Below are 20,837 nucleotides of genomic sequence, written 5' to 3' on the forward strand. Positions count from 1 at the left end.
ACCCATTTTACTCAAGCACGCAATTCTGGGGGAACCTTGCCGCCATTTTCTGCCAGCTTGCGCATCACTTGCTTGTGCAGCCAGATATTCATTGTTGCGGAATCGCCGGTGTCGCCGGTGTAGTGCAGTTCCAGCGCCAGTTCCTTGCGTGCCGCCAGGCTTGAATCCAGGTCGAGCAGCTTAAGCAAGTCGACAATGGAAGTGTGCCAGTTGAGCGGCTGGCCGGCTTGCGCCGCTTTGGCATCCAGGATGGCCTCGACGTCGACCTGCACTACGGCAGCGGCGGGCGCAGACTGGGTTGGCGCTGGGGCGGGTGGTGCGGCGGGCGTGTCGGCACGCTGCATTGAAGGCGCACCAGAGGCCGGCGTTGGGGCGGCCTCTTGGTGCGACGACGGGAAAATCTTGTGGAAAATCTTGCTCAGGATGCCCATGATGTCCTCGCTTTCAGTTTGCGTGAAAGCTTAACAAGCATGGGCGGCGCACAAAGTGCGTTGCATAACCCTTAACGCGAGGTTTCCACCGCCCCCATATTGTCGTCCGGCTTGCGGTCGATCAGTTTATTGTCAGGATCGATACCTGCCTTGGCCGGGCGGCCCGGCACCACCAGCTTGAAGGTCGATTCGCGGCGGTCGATCAGCTTGCGTTCGCGCAGCAGGGCGTTGCCGTTGCTGTCGTCGACGCCGATCTCGATCAGGTCGCGCACCGGCACTTCCTTTTCCGCGCCCACTTCATCGGAGCGCAGCTTGGCGGCATGCACGGTCAGCGTGACATCGTATTTGCCGTCGGCGCGCTTCTCAGCGGTGGCGGCAACCAGGCGGTTGTCGAACAGCACGATGGAATTGAACAGGTCGTCCACCAGGTAAGCCTGCTCCGGCGGCACGATGCGGCGCAAGCCATCCACCAGCACCGTCACGCTTGGGTACGGCGGCGCGTGGTTGGCGTGCTGGCGCAGCAGGCTGGCCAGCAGCTCGTTGACCTTGGCTTCGCCGACGATATCGGCCAGCAGGTACATGGCCAGGGAGCCCTTGTGGTAGTGGATATAGCCCTGGTTTTCGTTGTCGGCCAGCGGCAGTTCCTTCTTGTTTTCGGTGGCGCGGCCGAACAGGTATTTGTTCAGGTCATAGCGCAGGAAGCGGCGCATGCGCTGCGGGCCGAAGCTCTTCCTCATCACCATCAGTGCCGAGTATTCGGCCAGCGTTTCGCTCAGCACCGTGGCGCCGCGGGTGTTGCCGCCCACCAGCTGGTGGGCCCACCACTGGTGCGCCACTTCGTGTGCGGTCACATAGGCCGGGTAGTCGATATCCTTCGGATTCTTGTCATCGACCTTGGCGATAAAGCCCACCGATTCCGAATACGGGATGGTGTTCGGGAACGATTGCGCAAAACGTTCGTAGCGCGGGAATTCGACGATGCGCACGATCTTGTGCTGGTAGGGGCTGAAGTTGCGCGTGTAGTAGTCGAGCGAATCCTTGACGCCTTTGACCATGCGGTCCAGGTTGTACTCGTGGCCCGGCTGGTAATAGATCTCGATGCCGACGTCCTGCCACCAGTCGTGCTTGACCGCATAGCGCGCCGACTGGAAGGCGTAGAAGTTCAGGATCGGCTGTTCCATCTTGTAATGGAAGTAGCGGCGGCCATTCCTGCGCCATTCCTTGACCAGGGTGCCCGGCGCCACGGCGGTCTGGTCGCCGGCGGTGCCGAGGGTGGCTTCGAAGGTGACCCAGTCCGCGTCGGCGCCCAGGTAGTTGCTGGACAGGCCTTTCGGGTCGTCGCGCGGCAGGGCGCGTTCCTGCGCCGGCAGGCCGTGCTTCTTGCGGTCGCGCGGGTCGGTCAGCTCGGCGTGGCGCTGGTAGCCGATGTGCGGCAGCACCGTGTTGTTGAAGAAGGTGCCGTTGTTCTGCACCGGCGTGGTCTTGCCCAGGTCGAAGAAGCCTTTTGGTTCGAAGCCCAGCACGAAGTCCAGCGTGATTTTCTCGCCCGGCTGCAGCGGGTTCTCCAGGCGGTAGCTGTAGAAGCCCAGTTCCGTGTCGTTCAGCACGCGGTGCGCTGCGCTGCCGAATTTGAGCGAGTGGATGTCGGCATCGGTGGTCTGCTGGATGTAGATGGTGCTGATGGCTTGCTGGGTCTTGTTCTCCAGCTGGTACCAGCCTTTGACCTTCAAGGTGCGCTGCTCCGGGTACATGTCCAGGCCCAGCTTCACGCCGGTGATGCGCGGCTGCGGCACGTCCAGCACCTGCTTGTATTTGCGTTCGTAGTCGGCGCGCAGCGTATCGCGGCCGAAGTTGGTCTTGTAGTCGCCGGCGCACAGGTTATAAGCCAGCACGCCGCCGGCGCCGACGAATACCGCCAGGCCGAAGCCGAAGCTGGCCAGTACCGGCAGCGTCAGCGAGTGGCGCGCCAGGCTGGCGCGCTGGCGCCATTCCTCGTTGGTGCCGCGCGGCCAGAACACCACGGCCAGCACCAGCAGCATGATGGCGGCGCCGGTCCAGTACAGCTCATACCAGCGCTCGCGCACCATGAAGTGGCCGAAGCCGTTCATGTCGGAATAGGGCAGGTCGGGCGTGACGCCGTACATCACCATCGGGTGGTCGAGGCCCATGGCGGCCGCGGTGACCGAGGCCACGTAGTAGACGATCATCACGAAGTAGGCCACATAGCGGTGGTTGACCAGCACCTGCACCGCAATCGCCAGCACCGCGATGAAGGCGCAGGCCGGCAGCTGTACCGTGAACAGCCATTCGAAGTAGAGGCCGGGCTGCAGGTTGAAGTAGCCCTTGAACAGCTGGATCGACATGCCGACCAGCATGACGATGAACAGCAGGAAGGCCTGCACGCCGATCAGGCCGAACAGTTTGGACAGGATCGGCAGCCAGGTCGGCACCGGCAGCGCGTCCAGCATCTGGGACATGCGGTGTTCGCGTTCGCGCCACACCATCTCGCCGGCGTAGAAGGTGGTCACCACCAGCATGAACAGCGAGAAGGTGTTGGTCACCAGCTCCAGCACCTGGTAGGTGACCGGATAGGTGCCGGTGCCGTACATCGAGCCCATGTCGAGCGATCCGGCATACATTGTCAGCACGCCGGCCAGCACGATCACGAAGAAGTAGATGTTCTTGATCGTCTCGCGCATGTTCAGGTAGCTGAAACGCAGCAGCAGCAGGCCGAGGCTGCGCGCCTTGAAGTCCGGTTTCTCGTTGGTGTCGACCGCGGTATGGGTCAGGGTGGCCGGCATATCGCTGTCGCGCGCCGCGGCGCCGCTGTCGACCGTGCTGACGAAGTGGAAGCGCCAGTAGCCAAGCAGCAGCGCCACCAGGGCGAACGAGGACCAGATCGCGCGGTTCAGCAGGAACACGGCTTCCGGCAGCACCAGGCGCACATTGCGCTCGGCGATCGGCCAGTATTCGGTCAGCCGGATCACGGCGGTGGTGCCGAACGGATCGATCAGCGCGGCCAGGGTCTTGTAATCGAGGTCGCGCGCCAGGCCCGGCGCCACGATATAGCCGACCAGCATGACCACGCTGGACACGTACACCGGCAGCATGCGCCGCGTCAGCGCCGCCAGCACGAAGAAGATGGCGCCGAAGATGAACAGGTTGGGCAGCAGCGACAGGCCGTACGGCAGCAGGTAATGCAGCAGGTTGAATGGCCCCAGGCGTTCCGGATCGATGCCCGGCAACTGGGTGCCGATCCACACGCCGAGCGGGATCGAGGCAAACACCACGCACAGCACCATCCACGCGCCGAGGAAGCGGCCGAACATGTATTGCGATTTGCGGATCGGGGCGGAGAAGAAGAAGTGGTGCGTCTCGTACTCAAAGTCCTGCTGCACCGCGCGGCCCATGACGGCGGCGATCACGATCACGCCCATGCAGCCCAGGAAGGAGCTGGTCAGCATGATCGAGCGCGGCGCGTTGATGAACACGCGCCCGCCGAAAGTGACGATGGCTTCCTTGAACACGCCGCCCGCAGCGGCCATCCACAGCACGGCCAGCAGCATGAACATGGCGAAATAGACCCAGGTCGAGACCAGCTTCAGGCGCTGCTTCGCTTCAAAGAGGGCGATGGCGAACATGGCGACCCCCGGTCAGTCGCAGGCGTTGCTGACGTCGTGGCGGCCGAGGATGGTCGCGAAGTAGAGGTCTTCCAGGTCGCCCAGGGCCTCCTCGAAACCGTCGCCCGGATCGTCGTCGTTGTAGACGTGGATCAGGGTGCGGCCGGACATCAGGCGGGTCGAGATCACGGCATGGCGCTGCTGGAAGTAGGCCAGCTCCTTCTTGTCGATGAAGCGCGCCCAGATCTTGCAGCTGACGTCATCGATCAGTTGCTGGGTGGCGCCGGCCACCAGCAGTTTGCCCTTGTTGATGATCGCCATATTGGCGCACAGGTCGGCCACGTCGGACACGATGTGGGTCGACAGGATCACGGTGCGGTCTTCGCCGATATCGGACAGCAGGTTGTGGAAGCGCACGCGCTCCTGCGGGTCCAGGCCGGCGGTCGGTTCGTCGACGATGATCAGTTTCGGGTCGCCCAGCAGGGCTTGCGCGATGCCGAAGCGCTGGCGCATGCCGCCGGAGAAGCCGCCCAGGCGCTGGTTGCGCACTTCGAACAGGTTGGTCTGCTGCAGCAGGCCGTCCACCACCTCGCGCCGGCGCGCGCGGTTGGACAGGCCTTTCAGGACCGCAAAGTGGTCCAGTAGTTCGTAAGCGGTTACTTTCGGGTAAACGCCGAAATCCTGCGGCAGATAGCCTAGCAAGCGGCGGATTTCATCCTTCTCGTCCAGCACGTCGAGGTCGCCGAAGAAGACCGAGCCGGAATCGCATTCCTGCAAGGTGGCCAGGGTACGCATCAGGGTCGACTTGCCGGCGCCGTTCGGGCCCAGCAAGCCGAACATGCCGGCCGGGATGGTCAGCGACACGTTATCGAGCGCGACCACACCGTTGGCATACGTCTTTGACAAGTTCTTGATGCGTAATTCCATGGTTACTCCGCTAACCCCTTTTCACATGATGGCATTGTATTGAATACACGACATATCGGTTGCTCATATGCGATAGCCCGCATATTCCGCGCCCCAGGATGCAGTTTTTGGGGATGGTTTAGCACTAAAGTTTCAAGGGTAACAAGCTTGATTCCCCCGCGCAAGGAACAAATCTGGACAAAACTGCTATATAGTCCCAAGCCATGCAAGTACACCATCCCAAACTCGATGCTGCAGTGCAGGAAAAAATCCTGACGGTGATGCGCTGCGGCCTGACCGCGCGCGAATCCAGCGGCTTTTTCCGCACCGCCATCGGCCTGTACTACCTGGCCGGGCTGATGACCAAGGAGCAGCTGGATTTCAAGGCGCTCGACAAGGCCTTCAATAAATTCATATACCGCAGCATCGGCGCCGGGCACAGCACCACCAGCATCCTGCAGTTCATGAGCGGGGCCAGGGTGGTGGAGGTGCTGGAGTCGCCGCGCTTCATGCGCGCCATGGCGGACTACTTTCCGGAGGTGCCGGTGGATTCGATTCCCTTCCTGCTTGGCCTGAACCTGGGGGTGGCAAAGGATATTTCCAAGATCGATGCGCGCGGACCGGTCGCCGACTGGCTGGAAAAGCAGCGCCAGTTGCGGGAGGGCGAAGCATGATCCTGATCCCCGCGCTGCTGGCAATCGTTATCGGCACCCTCGTGGTCGGACTGGTGGCGCAACTGGTCATGCTGATGTCGCGCCGTTACAAGCTGACCTGGCGCCATGGCTTCGAATATGGCGCGCTGGTGACGGTGGCAGGCTTGGCGGGCGTGCTGCTGCGCTTTTTCAGCGGCATCGCGCTGCCGGCAGCGCTGGGTGCGGCGATTGCTTTCGCCTTCCATGCGCTGATGGGCGCCTGGTTCCTCGGCGTGCGGGCCAAAGACCGCGATGGCCATCCCGCAGGGTTCCTGCGCGGCGCGCTGTTTGGTTTGCTGGTTCTCGTGCTGGTGCTGGCGGCAGGCTTTGCGTTCGGTGCGCTGCAGGGCGTGATGGAAGTGCAGCGCGGCGCCGTAGACCCGGGCATATAATGTAGCCTTCCGAATACGCTGGACCAATCATCATGAACCGCTACCATAATCCCCTCGACCGTTTCATCACTGGCGCCGACAAGGCACTACGCGTGCTGGCTGGCGTCCATTCGGCGTCGCGCCCGAATCCGGCTGTGCATGCGGCGGACGCGGATATGACGGAGCAGGAACACCGCCACAGCGCGGGCCTGATGCGGGTGAACCATGTGGGCGAGGTGATGGCGCAGGCGCTGTACAACTCGCAGGCGCGCTTTGCCAAGAGCGACGAGGCGCGCGCGGCTTTCGACAAGGCCAGCCGGGAAGAGGAAGACCACCTGGCGTGGTGCGCCTCGCGCCTGTCGGAGCTGGGCTCGCAGCCAAGCTTCCTGAATCCTTTGTTCTATGCCGGCGCTTATGCGCTGGGCACCGCCGCCGCGCTGGCGGGCGATAAGCAAAGCCTGGGTTTTGTGGTGGAGACTGAGCGCCAGGTTGAAGCCCACCTGGCCAGCCACCTCGACAAGCTGCCGCCGCAGGACGCCAAGTCGCGCGCCATCGTCGAACAAATGCGCCTCGACGAAATCGCCCACGGCAAGGCCGCCGAAGACATGGGCGCCGAGAAAACCCCGCTGCCGATCCAGCTGGCAATGAAGGCCATGTCGAAGGTCATGACCTCGACCACTTACTACATCTAGTAGACGCCAGCAGCCTTAAGCGCCCAGCCGAGGATCATCACTGCGTTCGCGATCACCAAGCCGGCGGTCCAACGAGTCAGCTTAAGTATTTCGCCGCGCACCGAATCGACTTTTCCGTCTAACGCTCAGAGTGTCAGGGTCTTGATGGCGGCCGCGTAGGCGTTGCGGACTTCTTTGGTTTTCATCATGGACTGGTAGGCCTGGTCGACCTGCTCCAGCGTGGCGTCTGGCGGCACCTTGAGGACCAGGTGCCAGGGCGTTTGGGCGGCGGCTTCCTGGGCGGACAGCAGGCGGCTGATGCCCCAGTAGCCGCCGACAAGTCCCAGCAGGATTGCGCCTATTTCTTGGATGGACATGATTCGAGTTCGCGGTTGAGGGCGGCCTGGTATGCCGCCAGTGTTTGCGCGCGCGGGGTGCCTTCCGCTTCCCAGGAGATGGCGGTGTCGACGCGTTTGATCACGGCCGGCAGGGTGGCGTGCCAGTCCTCATTGCGCAGCAGGCGGCGGCCGGCGGCGACCAGCTCTTCCTGCGGCTTGGCGAGCCAGCTGATATGGCGTACCAGGTTGATGGCAAAAGGCGGGCAGGTCAGCGATTCGAAGGCCAGCGCGCCCACCTGGCGCGAAGTCAGCGCCAGGCTGCTGCGCCTGGCCCAGGTAAAGCCCAGCGCTACCAGCGCCACGGCATAAAACAGCAGGATGCCGGCAGCAATCGCCACGTTGCCGAAGCGGGAAAAGAGCCCCAGCGGCACCAGGCCAAACAAGGCCAGCGCCATCAGCCACACCATGGGCGCCAGCACCTTGTACGGCCCGAAAGGCGGCGGCGTCCAGCGCGGCCCCGCACCGGCTGGCGCGACCTGCTGTTTCCAGTGCAAAGCAAACAGCGGACGATGCGGCAGCAGGGGATGAGGAATGAAAGGCTCCTTGCCGCGCAAGGTGTAATGCTCCGCGCCGAAGTGCAGCGACCAGCGGCCACCCAGCGAGACCATCAGCACGCCTTCGTTGGCGTGCAGCAGCCGCGCCGAGTCGTACAGGTACAAGCCGGCCATGGCGGCCAGCAGCAATACCTCGGCGGGGATCGGCATCACTCGCTGCTATCCTTCTTCTTGAACAGCGATTTAAGGCCGGCGACTGCAGCCACCGCGCCTGCCACCAGGATCTTCCACATCGACGCGAAGAATGCCGCCGCCGCTGCCCAGAAGCCTTTCTTGGTCGCGATCGCGGCAGCACCGCCGGTGACCAGCGCGGCCAGGCCGAACTCCGCTACATGGTCGCCCGCCCGGAATTCGGAGTACTTCTCACCATCGTTGAAGTCATAGCCCAGCAGCGTCTTGCGGAAGCTGGCGATGTCGGCGTCCAGCGTTTCCGGCGACGACACCAGGGTCGCGCTCATTACACCGGTGCGGCCCAGCAGGCGGATGGTGTAGTTCAGCGATACGCCGTTATCCGAGCGCAGTTTCAGCGCCCATTCCAGGCGCTTGGTCTTTTCGTCGTAGTGCGGCGGGACAAACCAGCCTTCGGTATGCAGCGCGCCCAGGCCGAGACGCTTGCGCTCCTCATTGGCCGGGCCATCGTTTTCCTTCAGGGTTTTCAGCAGCGCGTCGGCGTCGATCTTCTCGCCATCTTTCACATAGCCGCTCGGGTCGAAAGTGAAGGCGGCCCACCAGCCGGCGTCGTTATCCAGCACGATGAAGTTGCCGTTTTCCGGCAGGTTGCCGGTCAACTCCAGGAAGCGGCGCGAGTTTTTCTCGTCCAGGAACTGCGTCTTGTCGTTCGGCGTTTTCAGCGTCGCCTTGCCGGCGATGGACTCAGCGCGCGGGCCGGTGTGCCAGTCGAGCTTTGCGAATTCGGCCTGGCGTTCTTCGGCTGACATCTGCTGTGCGATGGCCAGAACAGGCAGGAAGGCGAGCGTCGCCACCCAGGTACGGATCTTCATTTTAATTTCCCCATGGAATTATTGTATTAGGCCCAAGAGGATATCAGCGCGAAGGCGCGTGAAAATGCGCACTTTCTCACCGACTGGGCGGCAAGATATGCACGGGTCACCGCATGCTTGCTATTCGTTGGTTGATTGAAACGCTAGAATTGCAGAATTGCATTTCTGGAAACCCTGCGTGAAAGTCGAAACACCTTTGTTCGTTCCCGTGCTGTCTGCACTGCCGGTGTCAGCCTGCATGGTCATTCTGGGTTTGCCCGCCGTCAGCGATCACTATATCGTTGCCTTCCGTACGCTGTTCCTGGTCGCCTGCCTGCTATGGCTTATTCCGCTGACGCTGCTGCAGCGGGCCATGTGGCGTCGCCATTGGTCCTGGCTGCGCATGGGATTAGTTTTGCTGGTGGTTACCTATGCCATGGCCCTTACGAACGCACTGCTGGGGCAAAGTTTCGGGATCGTGCTGGGCATGGAAACGGGCCATCAATGGGGCAGGCTGGCGCGCGGCCTGGATAGCTGCTGGCTGGCGCTGATCGCCTTTTGTGCGGTCCACGCGATGGGAGGCTATTACCTGTCGCTGCAACAGGTGCAACTGCATCTGGCCCAGGCGCAAGGGGCGGCGCGCGATGCCGAGTTGCGTGCGCTGCGCCTGCAGGTTAATCCGCACTTCCTGTTCAACTCCCTGAACGCAATATCGGCGCTGGTGTCGGCCCAGTCCAACCGGGAGGCCAACCGCATGCTGGCATCGCTGTCCGACTTTCTGCGCGCCACCCTGGCCCACGATGGCCGCCACGAGCATGCGCTGGCCGATGAACTGGCCTTGCTCGACGCCTACCTCGCCATCGAAAAGGCGCGGCTCGGCGAACGCCTGCGCCTGACGATGAAGGTCGGCCCCGACCTGCTGGACAGCGTCGTGCCTTACCTGATCCTGCAACCGCTGGTGGAGAACGCGATCCGGCACGGCATCGCACCTCTGTCGACGCCCGGGCGGCTCGATATTCTGGTCGAGCGTGAGGGCGAGCGCCTGCTGATTGAGGTGCAGAACGACGGCCAGCAACGGCCGCACACGGGCAGCGGCATTGGCCTGGCCAACGTCAGGGAGCGCTTACGCCACCTGTATGGGGCGGAGCAGCAGGTGGATGCCGGCTGGAGATTGGAAGGCCGCTTCCAGGTCCGCATCGCCATGCCACTGCATGCTGTGGAGGCGGGAGCTTGAATATCCGCGTGGTGATCATCGACGACGAGCCGCTGGCCAGGCTGGCCATCAAAGTCAGACTGGCGCGGCGCGACGGTTTCGAGCTGGTGGGCGAATTCGGTGACGGCGCCCGCGCTGTCGAAGGTATTGTAGCGCTGCAGCCCGACCTGGTGTTCGTCGATGTTGAAATGCCTGGCAAGTCCGGCCTCGAAGTGCTGGCCGCGCTGCCGCCGGAGCAGCGGCCGATGGCGATCCTGCTCACTGCCTACGACAGCTTTGCCCTGCAAGCCTTCGAACTGGCCGCCCTCGATTACCTGCTTAAGCCGGTCGATGACGAACGCTTCGACGAAGCGCTTGACCGCACACAGCAGGCTTTTCCCTACCGAAGCCCGGGTCGTGCCACGGCACCGGCCGCAGAACCGGCGCTGCAAAGCTTCAGCGTGCGTGTCGGAGCGCGCACGGTACTGGTGCCGGTGGCGGAGGTTGAACGCATCGAGGCCGACGGCGACTATGCTTCCCTGCATGCGAACGGGACGACCTGGCTGGTGCGCGAACGCCTGCACAGCCTGGCCAGGCAGCTCGATCCGCGCCAGTTCCACCGCGTGCACCGCTCGACCATCGTGCGGCTGGACATGATCGCCGAACTGCGCTCGCTCACCAACCGGGACGCGTTGCTGCGCCTGCGCGACGGCAGTGTCCTGCGGGCCAGCCGCACCTATATGCCCGCCCTGGCGGCAGCGCTGCAACAGCGCAAAACAAGACCCGATTCACAGTCCAACTTGGAGAATGTATGTTAGGTAAGAAGAAGCTTGTCGCAGGCGCTGTGTTGAGCATGCTGTTGTCGTTGCCCGCCCTCGCGGCGGATGACGCCCCGTTGAATGCCTCCGATCGCGCTGCAATCGTGCAGACGCTGGTGGCGAAAATGAACGCAAACTACATCGAGCCTGCCGTGGCCGAACGCGTTGGCCGTGCGATCGCAAGCAAGAATGCCAAGGGAGGCTATGCGTCCGCCGCCAGCGCGAAAGCGCTGAGTGAGGCGCTGGCCAAGGACTTGCGCGAACTCAGTGGCGACAAGCACTTCGGCGCCGGGGTGTACGAAGGTTTCAGCGAGTCCAGCGGTGCTGCCGAGCTGCCTAGCCGTGCCCAGATCGAAGAGTGGCGCGAGCAGACCGCACGGCGCGGGTATGGTATCGAAAAGATCGAACGCCTTCCCGGCAACGTTGGCTACATCGAGCTGCGCAATTTCGGCAGCCCGGCATTCGTCGCCCCGGCATATACCGCGGCAATGACGCTGATGGCGGGAACGGATGCGCTGATCATCGACCTGCGCCGCAACGGTGGCGGCAGCCCGGATAGTGTGGCTTACCTGATCAGCCACTTTTTCCCGGTCGGCGACCATCGTCACCTGATCGACATGTACAATCGCCCGAACAATACTACGCAGCAGTACTGGACTGTGCCGACGGTCGCACAGCGTTACGACAAGCCGGTGTACGTATTGACCTCGGCACGTACCTTTTCCGGCGGGGAGGATTTCTCGTACGGCATCCAGGTGCAAAAGCGCGGGACGCTGGTTGGGGAGACCACCGGCGGCGGCTCCAATCCGGTGGGATGGTTCAGCGTGGGACATGACATTGCTGTGGCGATCCCGACCTCGCGCACGACCAATTTCGTCACCAAAACCAACTGGGAGCATGTCGGCGTGAAACCGGATATCGCGGTTCCCGCGGCACAGGCGCTGCAAACGGCGCATGCCGCCATCTTGCGTCACCTTGTCGCAGCCGCAAAGGAAGACAAGGGGCGTACCGAGCTGCAACGCCTGCTCGCCATGGTGGAGAAGGGCGAAACCGAGGCGCCAATTTATACCCTCAGGGGTGAGCGCAAATAGTTCAACTTAGAAAACACCGGCTGCCTTAAGTATCCAGCCGGTGGTGGCGACTAGGTTGGCGATCGTGAAGCCCGCTACCCAGTAGATGAGCCTTTCGTGGTCACGGCGAAGCTGGACCATTTCGGTATGCATTTCGTCGAAACGCCGGTCGGTGTGATCGCGAGATGCATCGATGCGATTAATCATGGCATCGCGTGTTCCATCGATGCGGTCTCGCAGTTCGTCCATTTTGCGATAGGCGTGCTCGCGGAACTCATCGGCTTTTTCGTCCAGTCTGGCAACCTGCCTTTGAAGAAGAGTTAGCTCTTCTTTTTGCGCATCCATGTTCACTTCCAATTTGACGACGCGTTCCTCGTAATCCATGGCTCCTCCCGCTCGGCGTTGGTTAGACTCTGCCGCAGTTCACGGCGGGAGGCTTTGAGCTTGGACAGGGGCGGTGCGCGAAAGTTCAAATTTTTTTCAGGCTGCGCTCGATGGCGCCGGAGGTGGCGGCCTTGAGGAGGCGCTGGAATTTAGGACATTCGGCGTGGCTGGGGGCAGGGCAGGCGGCGGCGTGGCGCAGGCCTTCGCTCATGGCTTTCAGGCGCTTGGACAGGGCGTCAATCTCCTCGGCCTTGGCCAGCAAAAACGCGCGGTCGATGGCGGTGCCGCCGTCGGGCGTGAACATGGCGCCGATTTCATCGAGCGACAGGCCGGCCGACTGCCCCAGCGCGATCAACGCGAGCGTATCGAGCACGCTCGGCGCGTAAGTGCGCCGCAGGCCGTTGCGGCCGGATGGCTTGATCAATCCCTTTTTTTCGTAATAGCGCAGCGCCGAGGCGGCGACATTGGCGCGCTCCGCTACTTCTGCAATATCCATCAGAAATCCCTTGACTTGAAGTTGACTTCAACCTCTACAGTGTGCACATCGCTCAAGGAGATTGCAATGGAAATCATCATTATCGGCATCGGCGCCACCTTCGTGATGGACCTGTGGCTGGCCATGCTCAAACGGCTGGGTGTAAAGACGCTCAATATGGCCTTCATCGGCCGCTGGGCGGGCCATCTGGCGCGCGGCCGCCTGGCGCATGCCTCAATCGGGGCGGCGGAGCCAGTGCCCGGGGAGGGTGCGTTGGGCTGGGCGGTGCACTACGCCACCGGCATCGCCTTTGCCGTCGCGCTGGTGGCGGTGGCGGGCCAGGGCTGGCTGGCGGCCCCCACGCTGGCGCCGGCGCTGGCGGTCGGCATCGCCACGGTGGGTGCGCCGCTGTTTGTAATGCAGCCTGCCATGGGCTTGGGCGTGGCCTCCAGCAAGACGCCGACACCGCTGAAGAACTGCTTGCGCAGCCTGGCCAACCACGCCGTATTCGGCTTCGGCCTTTACCTCTCCGCCTTAATCGTCAAAGGAATCGCACCATGAAGAAAATCGCCGTCATTTACCATAGCTCGCACGGCCACACCGCCCATATCGCCTCGCACATTGCCCAGGGCGCCGCCACCGTGGCGGGGACCGAGGTGCATGTGCTGCAAGCGGCTGAAATGGCCACCGCGCCGGAGGCGCTGCTGCAATACGATGGCCTGCTGCTTGGTTCTCCGACCTACCTGGGCGGTGTGTCGGGCGCGTTCAAGTCCTTCATGGATGCCACCGGAAAGATGTGGCGCACGCAGCAGCTGAAGGGCAAGCTGGCCGCCGGCTTCACGGTGTCTTCGCTGCCGGCGGGGGACAAGCAATCGACGCTGATGTCGATGTTCACCTTCTGTATGCAGCACGGCATGCTATGGGTAGGCAATCCGATCATCCCCGAACAGCAAAGCGGGGTGTCGTACGAGCAGGCAGCGAACCGGCTCGGATCGTGGTCGGGGATGATGGCCCAGGCGGGCCACGGTGCGCCGAGCGATGAATTCGCGCCCGGCGATATCAAGACAGCCCTGCTGTTCGGGCAGGGCTTTGCGGAGACGCTGCTCAGGCTTCGATGATCTCGAAGCTGTGGGTGATTTGCGCGGTCTTGGCCAGCATGATGCTGGCGGAGCAGTACTTGTCGTGGGACAGGGTGATCGCGCGGTCGACCACCTCGGGCTTGAGCCCCTTGCCGGTAACGACGAAGTGGAAGTTGATCTTGGTGAAGACCTTCGGTTCGGTCTCGGCGCGCTCGGCCTGCAAGGTCACCTCGCAGCCCTGCACGTCGGCCCGGCCCTTCTTCAGGATCAGCACCACGTCATAAGCGGTGCAGCCGCCGGTGCCCAGCAACACCATCTCCATCGGGCGCGGCGCCAGGTTATGGCCGCCGCCTCCGGGTGCGCCATCCATCGCCACCATGTGGCCAGAACCCGTCTGGGCGCGAAAACTCATGCCCGAAGGGCCATTCCAGCTGACTTTCACTTCCATCGAAATCTCTCCGTAAAATGCGTCTGGGCATTATACGGTCATCATGTATTTCTCGCTCTTCATGCGCCGCTCGGTGTACCAGACGCACAGCATGGCCAGCAGCAGGCTGCTGAAGAAGGTCTGGGCGAAGGGCAGCCAGCCGATGCTCTGGCCTTTGGCCAGTTCGCGCAGCAAGGTCTGGTTGGAGAGCACCGGCACCATATACATCCACCAGCTGTTGGATAGGTTCATCATCGGCACCACGATCACCGGCACCAGCGGCACGATCATGGTGAAGCTGACCAGGGTTTGCGCCTCCTTGAAGGAGCGGGCGTTGATGGCGAGCGCGATTTCCAGTGCGGCGGCAAACAGCGACAGGGCGACGGAGGCCAGGCACACCATGGCCAGGTCGCGCCAGCCCAAGCGCCACGACAGGCCGATTTCCTCCAGCGGCAGGTATTTCAGGATGCCGTGCGCAATCGCCAGCTCCAGCGTGATGCCGACAATCGACAGCAGGGAAGCGGCCAGCCATTTGCCGATGATCAGGTCGGCCGGGCGCACCGGCTGCGCCATCAGCACTTCCAGCGAGCGGCGTTCGCGTTCGCCCGCGGTACTGTCGACCGCAGTGCTCATGCAGAACATGAAGGCCGGGATGAAGAAGATGCCCAGCATGGTACTGATGGTGTTGGCCGAGCGTGCCGCGCTGTTGCCGGCATCGTAGCGCTGCACCAGCACCGGGTTCAGGTTGACCGGCGATACGCCATGCGCCAATAGGCGGGCGCTGGCGATGTTGCGGCTGTAATCGCGCAGCACATACTCCACTTCATCGAGTTTGCGCGCGCTGTCGGAGGCCGAGTTGTACCAAAGTTCAACCCGGGCCGGACGCATGGCATGGTAGTTCTCCGCGAAATCGGGCGTCAGGCGCAGCACGGCGGGTACCGACTGGCTCCGCAACAGGGCGTTGATTTCTTCCTCGTTGGCCGGCTCAAGTTCCTTGATGGTGACGTTGCGCTGGCGCAGCTGGTTCATGAGGGTAGGCGCCTGGTCGCCGCCGATCACGCCCAGTTCCACGCCCTCGCGTTCCGGCTTGGTGGCGCGGTCGATCTGGCGCTGCAGTACCAGCCCCACCAACAAGGGGTACATCAGCACGAACAGCAGCAGCAGGCTGAGGGCGCGGCGGTCGCGCAGCGTTTCCACCAGTTCCTTGCGCAGCACGATGGGGAACTTGAGTTTCATAGCTCGATCCCTTCCTCGGTGCCGACCAGGCGCACGAAGGCATCCTCCAGGCTTGGCAAGCCGGCCAGCTCGCATAGCTGCTGCGGCGTGCCCTGGGTGACCGTGGTGCCGTTGGCGATCACGATCACGTCGTCGCAGGAATGGATCACTTCCTGCATGACGTGGGTTGCCATGATGACGCAGCAGCCGTCGGCTTTCAGTGCGGCCAGGGCGCGGCGCAGGGCGCGCGTGCTCATCACGTCCAGGCCGCGGCTTGGTTCGTCCAGCAGCAGGTGGCGCGGGCGGTGCAGCAGGGTGCGCGCCAATGCGACCTTGATGCGCTGGCCTTGCGAGAAGCCCTTGGCGCGGCGGTCGATGATGTCCTCCAGCGACAGCAGGTCGATGACTTCGCGCGTGCGCTGCTCGATCGCCTGGTCGGCCATGTCGTTCAGTTCACCGAAGTAGCGCAGGTATTCGCGCGTGGTCAGGCGTTCGTACAGGCCGAATTGGTCGGTCAGCACGCCGACGTTGCGCCGCACCGTCATCGGATCCAGGGCCGGGTCGACACCGTCGATGGAGATGGTGCCGTGGTCGCGCTGCAGCAGACCGACCAGGGTACGCAGCAAGGTGGTCTTGCCGGCGCCGTTCGGTCCCAGCAGGGCGGTGATGATGCCGTCGCGGGCGGTGAAGCTGGCGCCGGCCAGCGCCTGCACTTTGCCGAAGCGCTTGCAGAGGTTGTGGACTTCGATCATGGTTGGGGACCCGCGCTATTCAGCTGGAAAGTCGGGGCCGGGATCTCGCTCAGGCATTCGGCCTTCAGCGCTACCCCGGGCTGGTCAAGGAAGCTGCGCATCAGGCGCGGCATGCAGCCCAGCGGCGACACGATATGGCCGCCGTTCTTCACCACCAGGTGCTGGGCATTCTTCATATAGCGGCGCGCCGACTCGGCACGGCGCGGCGGCGTGACCGGATCCAGGGCGCCGGACATCAGCAACACTGGCGCCTCGATCATCGACGGCTCCTTGTACGGCACTGCCGGCACCGACATGGTTTCGCACATTTTCCCGATGCGCATGATCTGCGGCGCGCCAAGGAAGGAGCCGCGCGTGTCCTCTTCCAGCAATTGCGGCGTCAGGCGCGGGAAGTCTTCGGCGCATACCACCGCCAGGTGCAGCGGCATGGCGGGGCCGCTGTCGGACGCGAAATCGCGCGAGATATTGCTGCGCGCGATAAAGGGCTGCCAGCGGTCCTGGTAGGCGCTGTGGATCAGGAAGGGCAGGCGGCGGCTGTCCGCCTGCGAATAAAGGATGTTGTGTACGGTGCCGAGGAAGCGCATGCTGGTCATTTCCACCTTGCTGGCTTCGGCCGTGCGCGGGTCCGGCAGGTTCAGGGTGGCGGGCGATCTCGCCAGGCGCGCCGCCAGGGCGTCGAATTCGCGCCGCAGGTTGGGGAAGGCGGTGGCGCAGACGGTATCGTCGGCGCATTGCTTGAACAGGGCGTCAAGGGCGGCCTGGGCGTCGCGCGCGCCGGCCGGCACCACCTGGTCGGGCGCCGCCACGCCATCCAGCACCATGGCGCGCACGCTGCCGGGGTTCAGCCTGGCATAGGCCTGGGCCAGGCGGCTGCCGTAAGAGCCGCCCCACAGGTTGATGCGGCCATAGCCCAGCGACGAGCGGACGAATTCGATATCGCGCGCCGCCTGCTCGGTTGTATACAAGTTGAAGCGCTTGTTCAGGCCCTTGATGCAATTGCGGGTTTCGGCCAGCAGCTCGTCTTCGGTGGCGGTTTCGACATTCTTGCCGGGTTTGCAATCAAGTTTGCCCGATAATCCGGTGCCGCGCTGGTCGATCAGGACAATGTCGCGCGTCGCGCGCACCTTGCGGAAGGTTGTATTCAGCAAGGGCACCAGGTCGCTGCCCGCTTCGCCCGGGCCGCCGGCCAGCAGGAACAGCGGGTCGCGCCGGGCCGACTCGCGCAGGGCGGGCGCCACCACCACGTGCAGGCTGAGGGTGGCGCCGGGGGTGTTATGGTCCAGCGGCACGGCCAGACGGTGGCAGCGCAAGGCTTCCTCCGTGCCCGGCAGGTGGCAATCCCTGCCGGATTGGGCAAGCGCCAGGGCCGGCGCCAGTAGCGCCGCCAAGGCCAGGACCGAACGCATAGCCGTCTCCTCTTATGGGTTCTGGAGCTCCATAGTAGCTCTGCAATATTTGCTTAGCAACGGAAACGCGGTACAGGGCGGGGTTGACTCGGCAAGCCGATCCGGGCTACAATCGCCAGCTTTCCTTTTCGCTCGGGAAAATTAAACAAGAAGGCTGCGTCCGCTGAAGCACAGGGGCGGAACCACCGATAGAGCGTTTTTTATCTTTCACAGAAAGTTCAAACATGAAAACTTTTTCCGCTAAGGGCCATGAAGTCCAGCGCGATTGGTTCGTGATTGACGCGACGGACAAAGTCCTCGGCCGTGTTGCCAGCGAAGTGGCACGCCGACTGCGCGGCAAGCATAAGCCAGAATTCACCCCTCACGTTGACACCGGCGACTTCATCGTTGTCGTGAACGCAGGCAAACTGCGCGTGACCGGTACCAAGGCAACCGAGAAGACCTACTACCGTCACTCCGGTTACCCAGGCGGCATCTACGAGACCAACTTCCTGAAGATGCAACAGCGCTTCCCAGGCCGCGCCCTGGAAAAGGCAGTGAAAGGCATGCTGCCGAAGGGTCCTCTGGGCTACGCCATGATCAAGAAGCTGAAAGTGTACGCTGAGGGTTCCCACCCACACGCTGCCCAGCAACCTAAAGCACTCGAATTCTAAGGAACTGACATGATCGGTAACTACAACTACGGCACCGGCCGTCGCAAGAGTGCAGTTGCTCGCGTGTTCATCAAAGCTGGCACCGGCCAGATCATCGTGAACGGCAAGCCAGCAGCTGAGTACTTCTCCCGTGAAACCGGCCTGATGGTGATCCGTCAGCCGCTGGAACTGACCGGCAACACCGAACGTTTCGACATCAAAGTCAACGTGCACGGTGGCGGCGAGTCCGGCCAGGCAGGTGCAGTGCGTCACGGTATCACCCGTGCACTGATCGACTACGATGCAGGCCTGAAGGGCGATCTGGCACGTGCCGGCTTCGTCACTCGCGATGCTCGTGAAGTTGAACGTAAAAAAGTTGGTCTGCGCAAAGCACGTCGCGCAAAGCAATTCTCGAAGCGTTAATCTTTACGCTCTCGTACAAAAAGCCGCTGGATTCAGCGGCTTTTTTGTTTTTTAGAACCGGTAAATCTGGGTCTGACCCAAGGGTCAGACCCAGATTTACCGGTTTTGATAGAATGACCCCTCGTTTAAAATTTACCTCGCAAGGAAGAAAAAAATGATCAAAGTAGGCATCGTCGGCGGCACTGGTTACACGGGTGTGGAACTGCTGCGACTGTTAGCCGCACACCCTGAAGTCCAGCTGACCGCGATTACTTCGCGCAAAGAGGACGGTCTGCCGGTGGCTGAGATGTATCCTTCCCTGCGCGGCCGCGTGAACATCGCTTTCAGCTCGCCGGACAAGGTCGACCTGAGCCAGTGCGACGTGGTGTTCTTCGCCACCCCGCACGGCGTGGCGATGGCGCAGGCGCCTGAGCTGCTGGCCAAAGGCGTGAAAGTGATCGACCTGGCGGCGGACTTCCGCATCAAGGACCGCGCCGTGTTCGAAAAGACCTACAAGATCGACCACACCGCGCCGGAACTGCTGGAGCAAGCCGTGTACGGCCTGCCGGAGCTGAACCGCGAAGACATCAAAAAGGCAAACCTGATCGCCAACCCAGGCTGCTACCCGACCACCATGCAGCTGGGCTTCGTACCGCTGCTGAAGGCAGGCCTGATCGACGCTGGCCACCTGATCGCCGACTGCAAATCCGGCGTGTCCGGCGCAGGCCGCAAGGCGGAAATCGGCACCCTGTTCTCCGAATCGTCGGACAACTTCAAGGCCTACGGCGTGAGCGGTCACCGCCACACCCCGGAGACTTCGGCCCAGTTGCAGCGCTACACCAGCGAGAAGGTCAACCTGATCTTCACCCCGCACCTGACCCCGATGATCCGCGGCATGCACTCGACCCTGTACGCGCGCCTGACCAAGGACGTGTCGAACGAAGCGCTGCAAAAGCTGTTCGAAGACGCCTACGCCGACCAGCCGTTCGTCGACGTGATGCCATGGGGCTCGCACCCGGAAACCCGCAGCACCCGTGGCGCCAATATGCTGCGTCTGGCGCTGCACCGTCCGGACAATGGCGACACCCTGATCGTGCTGGTAGTGCAGGACAACCTGGTCAAGGGCGCATCCGGCCAGGCTGTGCAGTGTATGAACCTGATGTTCGGCCTGGACGAAGGCCTGGGCCTGCAAACCATCGCCCTGATGCCATAAGTGGAAGCTGCTGCTGAACAGCCTCGCGTGCCCTTGCTGGCGCGCGTGCTGGGCCTCGCCGCTGTCCTGGTCGCCGCTGGCGTGCTGGTGATGTGGGGCGTGGACCTGGGCAAGCGCGTGATCGGGGTTTCCAAGGGCGAAGCCGGGCCGACGGTGGCGAAGCAGTTGGCCGCCGCCGAGCTGGAGCTGGCCCGCGTGACGGCCGAGCGCGATGCGCTGGCGGAAAAGCTGAAGGCTGCCCCGCCGGTCGCCGCTGCTGCCACGTCCGGCGCTCCCGACGCCGAGCTGGCCAAGCTGCACGCCGACCTGGCGCTGCTGGAAGACGTCCTCCCGCCAGCCAAGCCCGGCAGCGGCTTACAGATCCGCGGCATGCAAGCCCGCATGGCTTCGCCCCGGCTATTGCATTACACGGTTCTGCTCCAATATGGGGCAAAGAAGAAAGGCCCCGCCGCCTGGGCGGGCCGGCTCAAGCTGGCCGTCACGGTCGAGCAGGGCGGCAAGAAATCTGTGCTTGAGTACCCGAAAGAGGGTGCCGAGCGCTACGACATGAAAATCGAGCATTACCAGCGCGTTGACGGCACGCTGGAGCTGCCCGAGGGCGCCAAAGCGGTAGCTGTTGCGGTCAGCATGTCGGAAAAGGGAAAAATCGTTGCTACCGAGGCAACGAACGTACGCTGAGAAAGCGGCCAGGTCCGGCATGGACTATAATGGGTCAACTGATTTTAAGTAGGAGTAACACATGACTGCAGTAGCCGAAGACGTGATTCCGGCACCGATCGTTTTCACCGACGCCGCGGCCGAGAAAGTAGCGCAACTGATCGAAGAAGAAGGCAATCCAGACCTGAAGCTGCGCGTATTCGTGCAGGGTGGCGGTTGCTCCGGCTTCCAATACGGCTTCACCTTTGACGAAATCGTCAACGAAGACGACACCACCATGGTGAAGAACGGCGTCCAGCTGCTGATCGACTCGATGAGCTACCAGTACCTGGTCGGCGCAGAGATCGACTACAAGGACGACCTGGAAGGCGCGCAATTCGTGATCAAGAACCCATCCGCAACCTCCACCTGCGGCTGCGGCTCATCCTTCTCCGTCTAAGCCAAGCTTATACGGCCGAGCCCGTGTCCACCTTGGGGTCAGACCCTTTGGTG

Annotated in this window: 25 protein-coding genes; 13 read left to right on the plus strand and 12 right to left on the minus strand. The window is 62.8% G+C overall.

Annotated features, from left to right (window positions below; all coding sequences use genetic code 11):
* Positions 1–11: 11 nt before the first annotated feature.
* The 3 genes from AAHE99_RS18095 to AAHE99_RS18105 form a co-directional block, all read right to left on the minus strand.
* Positions 12–431, minus strand: coding sequence for a DUF3597 domain-containing protein (locus AAHE99_RS18095; RefSeq protein WP_342118739.1), 420 nt, complete (start codon positions 429–431; stop codon positions 12–14).
* Positions 432–502: 71 nt separating this feature from the next.
* Positions 503–4,072 (minus strand): ABC transporter permease/M1 family aminopeptidase, encoded by a 3,570-nt coding sequence (locus tag AAHE99_RS18100; RefSeq protein ID WP_342118740.1) that lies wholly within the window; start codon positions 4,070–4,072, stop codon positions 503–505.
* 12 nt (positions 4,073–4,084) lie between these two features.
* The gene (locus AAHE99_RS18105; protein WP_342118741.1) at positions 4,085–4,978 is read right to left on the minus strand and encodes an ABC transporter ATP-binding protein; all 894 of its coding nucleotides are present in this window, start codon (positions 4,976–4,978) and stop codon (positions 4,085–4,087) included.
* A 203-nt stretch (positions 4,979–5,181) separates the two neighbouring features.
* On the opposite strand from AAHE99_RS18105, the gene AAHE99_RS18110 reads away from it, so the two are divergent.
* Genes AAHE99_RS18110 through coq7 form a run of 3 tightly spaced genes read left to right on the plus strand, consistent with a single transcriptional unit; the run spans position 5,182 to position 6,712 of the window.
* A complete protein-coding gene (locus tag AAHE99_RS18110; RefSeq protein WP_342118742.1) occupies positions 5,182–5,631 on the plus strand; it encodes a hypothetical protein in 450 nt (149 codons plus the stop codon).
* Positions 5,628–6,041 carry a hypothetical protein gene (locus AAHE99_RS18115; RefSeq protein ID WP_342118743.1) on the plus strand — a complete coding sequence of 138 codons (414 nt, stop codon included), beginning with the start codon at positions 5,628–5,630 and terminating at the stop codon, positions 6,039–6,041. Before AAHE99_RS18110 ends, AAHE99_RS18115 begins: the two co-directional genes overlap by 4 nt.
* Positions 6,042–6,073: 32 nt before the next feature.
* Positions 6,074–6,712, plus strand: coding sequence for a 2-polyprenyl-3-methyl-6-methoxy-1,4-benzoquinone monooxygenase (gene coq7, locus AAHE99_RS18120; protein ID WP_342118744.1), 639 nt, complete (start codon positions 6,074–6,076; stop codon positions 6,710–6,712).
* Between the two features lie 125 nt (positions 6,713–6,837).
* On the opposite strand, the gene AAHE99_RS18125 is transcribed toward coq7, so the two are convergent.
* From AAHE99_RS18125 to AAHE99_RS18135, 3 genes are read right to left on the minus strand one after another with little or no spacing between them, the layout of a single operon-like run.
* Complete coding sequence (locus AAHE99_RS18125; protein WP_342118745.1) at positions 6,838–7,068, minus strand: hypothetical protein; 231 nt, start codon at positions 7,066–7,068, stop codon at positions 6,838–6,840.
* Positions 7,050–7,793 carry a hypothetical protein gene (locus AAHE99_RS18130; protein ID WP_342118746.1) on the minus strand — a complete coding sequence of 248 codons (744 nt, stop codon included), beginning with the start codon at positions 7,791–7,793 and terminating at the stop codon, positions 7,050–7,052. The genes AAHE99_RS18125 and AAHE99_RS18130 overlap by 19 nt, the downstream gene beginning before the upstream one ends.
* A complete protein-coding gene (locus tag AAHE99_RS18135; RefSeq protein WP_342118747.1) occupies positions 7,793–8,644 on the minus strand; it encodes a DUF2167 domain-containing protein in 852 nt (283 codons plus the stop codon). Before AAHE99_RS18135 ends, AAHE99_RS18130 begins: the two co-directional genes overlap by 1 nt.
* Before the next feature lie 178 nt (positions 8,645–8,822).
* On the opposite strand from AAHE99_RS18135, the gene AAHE99_RS18140 reads away from it, so the two are divergent.
* The 3 genes from AAHE99_RS18140 to AAHE99_RS18150 are packed head-to-tail and all read left to right on the plus strand — an operon-like array spanning position 8,823 to position 11,724.
* The gene (locus tag AAHE99_RS18140; protein ID WP_342118748.1) at positions 8,823–9,857 is read left to right on the plus strand and encodes a sensor histidine kinase; all 1,035 of its coding nucleotides are present in this window, start codon (positions 8,823–8,825) and stop codon (positions 9,855–9,857) included.
* Positions 9,854–10,633, plus strand: coding sequence for a LytR/AlgR family response regulator transcription factor (locus AAHE99_RS18145; protein ID WP_342118749.1), 780 nt, complete (start codon positions 9,854–9,856; stop codon positions 10,631–10,633). The genes AAHE99_RS18140 and AAHE99_RS18145 overlap by 4 nt, the downstream gene beginning before the upstream one ends.
* Positions 10,627–11,724 carry a S41 family peptidase gene (locus AAHE99_RS18150; RefSeq protein WP_342118750.1) on the plus strand — a complete coding sequence of 366 codons (1,098 nt, stop codon included), beginning with the start codon at positions 10,627–10,629 and terminating at the stop codon, positions 11,722–11,724. Before AAHE99_RS18145 ends, AAHE99_RS18150 begins: the two co-directional genes overlap by 7 nt.
* 6 nt (positions 11,725–11,730) lie before the next feature.
* Here AAHE99_RS18150 and AAHE99_RS18155 read toward each other — a convergent pair whose 3' ends face one another.
* Positions 11,731–12,087 carry a hypothetical protein gene (locus AAHE99_RS18155; protein ID WP_342118751.1) on the minus strand — a complete coding sequence of 119 codons (357 nt, stop codon included), beginning with the start codon at positions 12,085–12,087 and terminating at the stop codon, positions 11,731–11,733.
* A gap of 85 nt (positions 12,088–12,172) precedes the next feature.
* Positions 12,173–12,583: a helix-turn-helix domain-containing protein gene (locus AAHE99_RS18160; RefSeq protein WP_342118752.1), complete on the minus strand. Its 411-nt coding sequence runs from the start codon at positions 12,581–12,583 to the stop codon at positions 12,173–12,175.
* Between the two features lie 66 nt (positions 12,584–12,649).
* Between AAHE99_RS18160 and AAHE99_RS18165 the strand changes: the two genes are divergently transcribed.
* Positions 12,650–13,123 (plus strand): DUF2938 domain-containing protein, encoded by a 474-nt coding sequence (locus tag AAHE99_RS18165; protein ID WP_342118753.1) that lies wholly within the window; start codon positions 12,650–12,652, stop codon positions 13,121–13,123.
* A complete protein-coding gene (locus AAHE99_RS18170) occupies positions 13,120–13,680 on the plus strand; it encodes a flavodoxin family protein (RefSeq protein WP_342118754.1) in 561 nt (186 codons plus the stop codon). Before AAHE99_RS18165 ends, AAHE99_RS18170 begins: the two co-directional genes overlap by 4 nt.
* Here the strand turns inward: AAHE99_RS18170 and AAHE99_RS18175 are convergent.
* Genes AAHE99_RS18175 through AAHE99_RS18190 form a run of 4 tightly spaced genes read right to left on the minus strand, consistent with a single transcriptional unit; the run spans position 13,667 to position 17,441 of the window.
* Entirely contained in the window at positions 13,667–14,089 is a 423-nt protein-coding gene (locus tag AAHE99_RS18175; protein WP_342118755.1) for an OsmC family protein, read from the minus strand. The genes AAHE99_RS18170 and AAHE99_RS18175 overlap by 14 nt on opposite strands.
* A 30-nt stretch (positions 14,090–14,119) precedes the next feature.
* The gene (locus tag AAHE99_RS18180; RefSeq protein WP_342118756.1) at positions 14,120–15,304 is read right to left on the minus strand and encodes an ABC transporter permease; all 1,185 of its coding nucleotides are present in this window, start codon (positions 15,302–15,304) and stop codon (positions 14,120–14,122) included.
* A complete protein-coding gene (locus AAHE99_RS18185) occupies positions 15,301–16,035 on the minus strand; it encodes an ABC transporter ATP-binding protein (protein WP_342118757.1) in 735 nt (244 codons plus the stop codon). Before AAHE99_RS18185 ends, AAHE99_RS18180 begins: the two co-directional genes overlap by 4 nt.
* Complete coding sequence (locus AAHE99_RS18190; RefSeq protein ID WP_342118758.1) at positions 16,032–17,441, minus strand: alpha/beta fold hydrolase; 1,410 nt, start codon at positions 17,439–17,441, stop codon at positions 16,032–16,034. The genes AAHE99_RS18185 and AAHE99_RS18190 overlap by 4 nt, the downstream gene beginning before the upstream one ends.
* 224 nt (positions 17,442–17,665) lie before the next feature.
* Here AAHE99_RS18190 and rplM point away from each other — a divergent pair, with 224 nt between their 5' ends.
* The 5 genes from rplM (at position 17,666) to erpA (ending at position 20,784) form a co-directional block, all read left to right on the plus strand.
* Positions 17,666–18,094: a 50S ribosomal protein L13 gene (rplM, locus tag AAHE99_RS18195; protein ID WP_028102306.1), complete on the plus strand. Its 429-nt coding sequence runs from the start codon at positions 17,666–17,668 to the stop codon at positions 18,092–18,094.
* Positions 18,095–18,103: 9 nt separating this feature from the next.
* Entirely contained in the window at positions 18,104–18,496 is a 393-nt protein-coding gene (gene rpsI, locus AAHE99_RS18200; RefSeq protein ID WP_130315551.1) for a 30S ribosomal protein S9, read from the plus strand.
* Positions 18,497–18,650: 154 nt separating this feature from the next.
* On the plus strand, positions 18,651–19,688 hold the full coding sequence (gene argC / locus AAHE99_RS18205) for an N-acetyl-gamma-glutamyl-phosphate reductase (protein ID WP_342118759.1): 1,038 nt from the start codon (positions 18,651–18,653) through the stop codon (positions 19,686–19,688).
* Positions 19,689–20,366: a DUF6776 family protein gene (locus AAHE99_RS18210; RefSeq protein ID WP_342118760.1), complete on the plus strand. Its 678-nt coding sequence runs from the start codon at positions 19,689–19,691 to the stop codon at positions 20,364–20,366.
* A 61-nt stretch (positions 20,367–20,427) separates the two neighbouring features.
* A complete protein-coding gene (erpA, locus tag AAHE99_RS18215; protein ID WP_028102302.1) occupies positions 20,428–20,784 on the plus strand; it encodes an iron-sulfur cluster insertion protein ErpA in 357 nt (118 codons plus the stop codon).
* The last annotated feature ends 53 nt before the right edge of the window (positions 20,785–20,837 follow it).

Origin of the sequence: Pseudoduganella sp. OTU4001, from assembly GCF_038440195.1 — a bacterium.
In the GTDB taxonomy this organism is placed as follows: domain Bacteria; phylum Pseudomonadota; class Gammaproteobacteria; order Burkholderiales; family Burkholderiaceae_D; genus Rugamonas.

Excerpts from the sequence above, each read along its gene's own strand:
- AAHE99_RS18095 (WP_342118739.1), bottom strand. The coding sequence starts at position 431 with ATGGGCATCCTGAGCAAGATTTTCCACAAGATTTTCCCGTCGTCGCAC.
- AAHE99_RS18100 (WP_342118740.1), bottom strand. The coding sequence starts at position 4,072 with ATGTTCGCCATCGCCCTCTTTGAAGCGAAGCAGCGCCTGAAGCTGGTC.
- AAHE99_RS18105 (WP_342118741.1), bottom strand. The coding sequence starts at position 4,978 with ATGGAATTACGCATCAAGAACTTGTCAAAGACGTATGCCAACGGTGTG.
- AAHE99_RS18110 (WP_342118742.1), top strand. The coding sequence starts at position 5,182 with ATGCAAGTACACCATCCCAAACTCGATGCTGCAGTGCAGGAAAAAATC.
- AAHE99_RS18115 (WP_342118743.1), top strand. The coding sequence starts at position 5,628 with ATGATCCTGATCCCCGCGCTGCTGGCAATCGTTATCGGCACCCTCGTG.
- coq7 (WP_342118744.1), top strand. The coding sequence starts at position 6,074 with ATGAACCGCTACCATAATCCCCTCGACCGTTTCATCACTGGCGCCGAC.
- AAHE99_RS18125 (WP_342118745.1), bottom strand. The coding sequence starts at position 7,068 with ATGTCCATCCAAGAAATAGGCGCAATCCTGCTGGGACTTGTCGGCGGC.
- AAHE99_RS18130 (WP_342118746.1), bottom strand. The coding sequence starts at position 7,793 with ATGCCGATCCCCGCCGAGGTATTGCTGCTGGCCGCCATGGCCGGCTTG.
- AAHE99_RS18135 (WP_342118747.1), bottom strand. The coding sequence starts at position 8,644 with ATGAAGATCCGTACCTGGGTGGCGACGCTCGCCTTCCTGCCTGTTCTG.
- AAHE99_RS18150 (WP_342118750.1), top strand. The coding sequence starts at position 10,627 with ATGTTAGGTAAGAAGAAGCTTGTCGCAGGCGCTGTGTTGAGCATGCTG.
- AAHE99_RS18155 (WP_342118751.1), bottom strand. The coding sequence starts at position 12,087 with ATGGATTACGAGGAACGCGTCGTCAAATTGGAAGTGAACATGGATGCG.
- AAHE99_RS18160 (WP_342118752.1), bottom strand. The coding sequence starts at position 12,583 with ATGGATATTGCAGAAGTAGCGGAGCGCGCCAATGTCGCCGCCTCGGCG.
- AAHE99_RS18165 (WP_342118753.1), top strand. The coding sequence starts at position 12,650 with ATGGAAATCATCATTATCGGCATCGGCGCCACCTTCGTGATGGACCTG.
- AAHE99_RS18170 (WP_342118754.1), top strand. The coding sequence starts at position 13,120 with ATGAAGAAAATCGCCGTCATTTACCATAGCTCGCACGGCCACACCGCC.
- AAHE99_RS18175 (WP_342118755.1), bottom strand. The coding sequence starts at position 14,089 with ATGGAAGTGAAAGTCAGCTGGAATGGCCCTTCGGGCATGAGTTTTCGC.
- AAHE99_RS18180 (WP_342118756.1), bottom strand. The coding sequence starts at position 15,304 with ATGAAACTCAAGTTCCCCATCGTGCTGCGCAAGGAACTGGTGGAAACG.
- AAHE99_RS18185 (WP_342118757.1), bottom strand. The coding sequence starts at position 16,035 with ATGATCGAAGTCCACAACCTCTGCAAGCGCTTCGGCAAAGTGCAGGCG.
- AAHE99_RS18190 (WP_342118758.1), bottom strand. The coding sequence starts at position 17,441 with ATGCGTTCGGTCCTGGCCTTGGCGGCGCTACTGGCGCCGGCCCTGGCG.
- rplM (WP_028102306.1), top strand. The coding sequence starts at position 17,666 with ATGAAAACTTTTTCCGCTAAGGGCCATGAAGTCCAGCGCGATTGGTTC.
- rpsI (WP_130315551.1), top strand. The coding sequence starts at position 18,104 with ATGATCGGTAACTACAACTACGGCACCGGCCGTCGCAAGAGTGCAGTT.
- argC (WP_342118759.1), top strand. The coding sequence starts at position 18,651 with ATGATCAAAGTAGGCATCGTCGGCGGCACTGGTTACACGGGTGTGGAA.
- erpA (WP_028102302.1), top strand. The coding sequence starts at position 20,428 with ATGACTGCAGTAGCCGAAGACGTGATTCCGGCACCGATCGTTTTCACC.